Source organism: Noviherbaspirillum sp. (assembly GCF_036846085.1).
Lineage (GTDB): Bacteria > Pseudomonadota > Gammaproteobacteria > Burkholderiales > Burkholderiaceae_D > Noviherbaspirillum.
On record NZ_DAIUCO010000369.1, the window covers coordinates 1 to 3,646 of the forward strand.

General features: G+C 58.7%; 5 protein-coding genes. 3 read left to right on the forward strand and 2 right to left on the reverse strand.

Annotated features, from left to right (window positions below; translation table 11 throughout):
* The first annotated feature begins 289 nt into the window (after window positions 1-289).
* Entirely contained in the window at window positions 290-838 is a 549-nt protein-coding gene (locus V7080_RS24755) for an SRPBCC family protein (RefSeq protein ID WP_334191036.1), read from the forward strand.
* Window positions 839-1,004: 166 nt separating this feature from the next.
* Window positions 1,005-1,751 carry a type 1 glutamine amidotransferase domain-containing protein gene (locus V7080_RS24760; protein WP_334191037.1) on the forward strand — a complete coding sequence of 249 codons (747 nt, stop codon included), beginning with the start codon at window positions 1,005-1,007 and terminating at the stop codon, window positions 1,749-1,751.
* A gap of 70 nt (window positions 1,752-1,821) precedes the next feature.
* Here the strand turns inward: V7080_RS24760 and V7080_RS24765 are convergent, their stop codons facing one another.
* Both V7080_RS24765 and V7080_RS24770 read right to left on the reverse strand, forming a co-directional pair.
* Entirely contained in the window at window positions 1,822-2,442 is a 621-nt protein-coding gene (locus V7080_RS24765) for an LON peptidase substrate-binding domain-containing protein (protein WP_334191038.1), read from the reverse strand.
* A gap of 44 nt (window positions 2,443-2,486) precedes the next feature.
* Window positions 2,487-3,020 carry a PadR family transcriptional regulator gene (locus V7080_RS24770; RefSeq protein ID WP_334191039.1) on the reverse strand — a complete coding sequence of 178 codons (534 nt, stop codon included), beginning with the start codon at window positions 3,018-3,020 and terminating at the stop codon, window positions 2,487-2,489.
* 135 nt (window positions 3,021-3,155) lie between these two features.
* On the opposite strand from V7080_RS24770, the gene V7080_RS24775 reads away from it, so the two are divergent.
* On the forward strand, window positions 3,156-3,646 hold a 491-nt coding region (locus V7080_RS24775), incomplete at its 3' end, for an SDR family oxidoreductase (protein WP_334191040.1).

Consider the following 3,646-nt stretch of genomic DNA (forward strand, 5'->3'; position numbering starts at 1 on the left):
CTCTCAGGATCACGTTGCAACCATATCTTTTCAAGTCTCCTTCGTGATTAACAGAACCATACTATTCCATCAATGTCACATTGCTACTCGTCGATGAACGAACATGTTTCCCGGCCTCAGCAATGCAGGCGGGATACATGGATTTTCATCGAGTTTTCATTTCGCCGAGCGCGGTGTGCAAGCCATGCGACGAAGGCAGATGGGATACCGTTTTTGGCAATAACAAAATGGTGGTGATGTACTGAAACATTTAATTTGTTTGACCAGCACTTATACCAAGGAGAACTACATGCTAAATAGATTTGTTACCGTTGCCGCGCTTGCTGCCGGCGGTTTCCTTTTGTCGAAGCAGCTCAAGAAAAACCGCAACGCATCCGGCCTATCGTCTTCAGTGATCGAATCGATCGAACTCAATGTGCCGGTTAGCACCGCCTACAATCAGTTCACGCAGTTCGAGGATTTCCCGCAGTTCATGACGAGCGTGAAGGAGATCCGTCAACTCACCGATACACGCCTGCACTGGCGCGCCAATGTCGCCGGTGAAGAAAAGGAATGGGATTCCGAGATCACCGAGCAGATTCCTGACGAGCGTATCGCATGGCGCAGCACCACCGGCGTGAAGAATGCCGGCGTGGCGACCTTCCACCGCATCTCGGATACCGCATCGCGCATCACCCTACAGATGGACTACGAACCGGAAAACATCGCCGAGCAGGTCGGCGACGCCATCGGCGCAGTCCGCATGGAGTTGCGCGGCAATCTGCAGAAGTTCAAGGAACTGGTCGAGGCACGCGGCACGGAAACAGGCGCCTGGCGCGGTTCGGTCGCTCAGCACTGATCCTGAACCGGCACTGGAGGCATTGCCTCCATTCGCCTGTCCGGTTGTGCCGGCGCTTGCGGCTGCACAACCGGATTCCATTTGCTCCCTTGCGTGAACAAGCAAGGTGACGCAACGGCATCGTCACCTTCTCGCTTTTTCCTCTTTTTCCCTGGAAGGCTGCAGCATGAATATATTGATGGTAATGACGTCGCACGACCAGCTCGGCGATACGGGCAGGAAGACCGGCCTGTGGCTGGAGGAATTCGCCGCGCCCTACTTCCTGTTCAAGGATGCCGGCGCGGAAGTCACGCTGGTGTCGCCGAAGGGTGGCCAGGTGCCTCTCGACCCGAAAAGCGATGATCCTTCATCGCAAACCGAATCGATCACCCGCTTCAAGCAGGATACGGAAGCACAGGAGGCGCTGGCCAATACCCTGCCCCTGTCGTCCATTCATCCGGATGTCTACGATGCGGTGTTCTATCCCGGCGGACACGGCCCGCTTTGGGACCTCGCCGACAACCGCGATTCCATCCTCGTCATCGAAACGATCTACAACCAGGACAAACCGGTCGCAGCGGTATGTCATGGCCCCGCCGTATTCAAGAATGCACACCGCAACGACGGCAAACCGCTGGTCGAGGGCAAGCGCGTGACAGGCTTTGCCAATTCCGAGGAAGAAGCCGCGCAGCTAACCAATATCGTGCCATTCCTGGTCGAGGATGTTCTGAAGCAGAATGGCGGACAGTATTCGAAGGGTGCGGACTGGTCCGAGCATGTGGTCGAAGACGGCAACCTGATCACCGGTCAAAATCCGGCATCATCGGAAGCAGCGGCAAGAGCGGTACTCGAACGCCTGCGGAATGAATCGGGCATCGCCATGCCCCACGCAAACGCTGCGCAATCGCAGGGCGGTGCGCCTCACCGTCTCTGACGGCACGTTCCGCCAGTATTAACTTCGATCCTTCGATCCGTTCTCCGGTATCCCCGGAGAACGGATCAGGTCAGGTGAGCAATCCCTGCTCGCCGAGAATGTCCTGCACCAGTTCCAGGCGCAGCACGGGATTGTCGAGACTGAGCAGGCGCTGCTTTTGCGGCGCCGGTATCGGCAGCAGTTCGCACCACCGGTTGGCAACCCAGCCGCATTCATCCAGCCGATACGGCAGCGTGACCGGCATTTCATCATCCGCAACACCCTCGTTGCGTAACGAGGCAAGCAGATTGCCCAATGCGGTCGCCGTATTCTTCAATTCATCCGGCACCGCGACGACGCGGTCATTGTCCAGCGGCGTAACCGACGCCACCCATAGTCCATGCTTCAACCGTTCGCTCGTATCGATGCGGAAGCGCGTCGTGCCGGTGCAGCGTATCTGCAACAGGCCGGTTTGCGGCGCGTGCCATTCGGTGATCGAGGCCAGCGTGCCGACCTGCGCAATGTTTTCCTCCACGTCGGGCCGTCGTACCTCATGGCCATGCGTGAGCAGCACCACGCCGAACGGCGTGCCGTTGGCGATGCACTTGTTGACCATGTCGAGATACCGCACTTCGAAGATTTGCAGCGGCAGCAAACCGCCGGGGAAGAGTACGGTGTTGAGCGGAAACAGGGGTATGGATTGATCGGCCATGCGCCATGATGACATGAAGAGATAATGCTTGCAGGCTGCCCTTGTCAGGGCGCCAGCAGCTTCAGGCTCTCATCGCACCATTTGATCCAACCACGTTCATAAACGATCCCTGCTGCGAGGCTCAGGTACCTGCCGAGCGCGGTGTCGTGCAGGCGGTCGGGATCGGGAAAGACGCGCTCCTTGATCTTCAGAAAAAGGTCGAGCTTGGCCTTGTGGGCGTTGCGCCGCTCGAGAATCTGCGCATGCAGCGTGGCGCGGGGAACGACGCCGAGAGCACAGCATTTCACCAGCAGGTCTTCCTTGATCTGGCCCGGTGCCGACGGCACCGCGGCCCAGTCCAGCAGATGCTGACGACCGGCCTCGGTGACGCTGTACAGGATGCGGTTCGGCCTCGCCTGCTGCTCCACCACCGTCGGGCTGATGCTTCCCTGCGCATCCAGCTTGGCCAGTTCCTGGTAGATCTGCTGATGCGTGGCGCGCCAGAAGTGGCCGATGGACATATCGAACTGCTTCGCGAGATCGTAACCGGTCATCGGCTGCTCGAGCAGGGAAACGAGAATCGCGTGGGAAAGTGCCATGGTGAAATGATTTCTGATCGTAGGGATAGCAGTGTAAAAGATTCTTCGCTCGAAGCGTGCCGCTTGACTTTTCCAACGGACTGAATGAGTATGCAAATTCTTGCATATAAATCGACATTAACCAAGGAGCGCCAGATGAGTCTCAAAGGAAAAACCCTGTTCATTTCCGGCGGCAGCCGCGGCATCGGACTGGCGATCGCGCTGCGAGCCGCCCGCGACGGCGCCAACATCGCGATTGCCGCCAAGACCGCCGAACCGAATCCGCGACTGGAAGGCACGATCTACACCGCCGCTGCGGCGATTGAGGAAGCCGGCGGCAAGGCCCTGCCCCTGCTGGTGGATATTCGCGATGAGAAACGCGTCGCCGAGGCGGTGGCGGAAACGGCGGCTGCCTTCGGCGGCATCGACATTCTGGTCAACAATGCCAGTGCAATCCGCCTTACCGGCACGCTCGATACGCCGGTCAACCGCTACGACCTGATGCATGGCGTCAATGGCCGCGGCACCTTCGTCTGCGCACAGGCCTGCCTGCCCTACCTGCTGAAGGCGGACAATCCGCATATCCTCACGCTTTCGCCGCCGCTGGTGCAGGATGCGAAATGGTTCAAGGCATGGCCGCCCTACAC

Bases quoted from the DNA above. Each gene is read 5' to 3' on its own strand.
- V7080_RS24770 (WP_334191039.1), bottom strand. From the start codon at position 3,020: ATGGCACTTTCCCACGCGATTCTCGTTTCCCTGCTCGAGCAGCCGATG.
- V7080_RS24765 (WP_334191038.1), bottom strand. From the start codon at position 2,442: ATGGCCGATCAATCCATACCCCTGTTTCCGCTCAACACCGTACTCTTC.
- V7080_RS24760 (WP_334191037.1), top strand. From the start codon at position 1,005: ATGAATATATTGATGGTAATGACGTCGCACGACCAGCTCGGCGATACG.
- V7080_RS24755 (WP_334191036.1), top strand. From the start codon at position 290: ATGCTAAATAGATTTGTTACCGTTGCCGCGCTTGCTGCCGGCGGTTTC.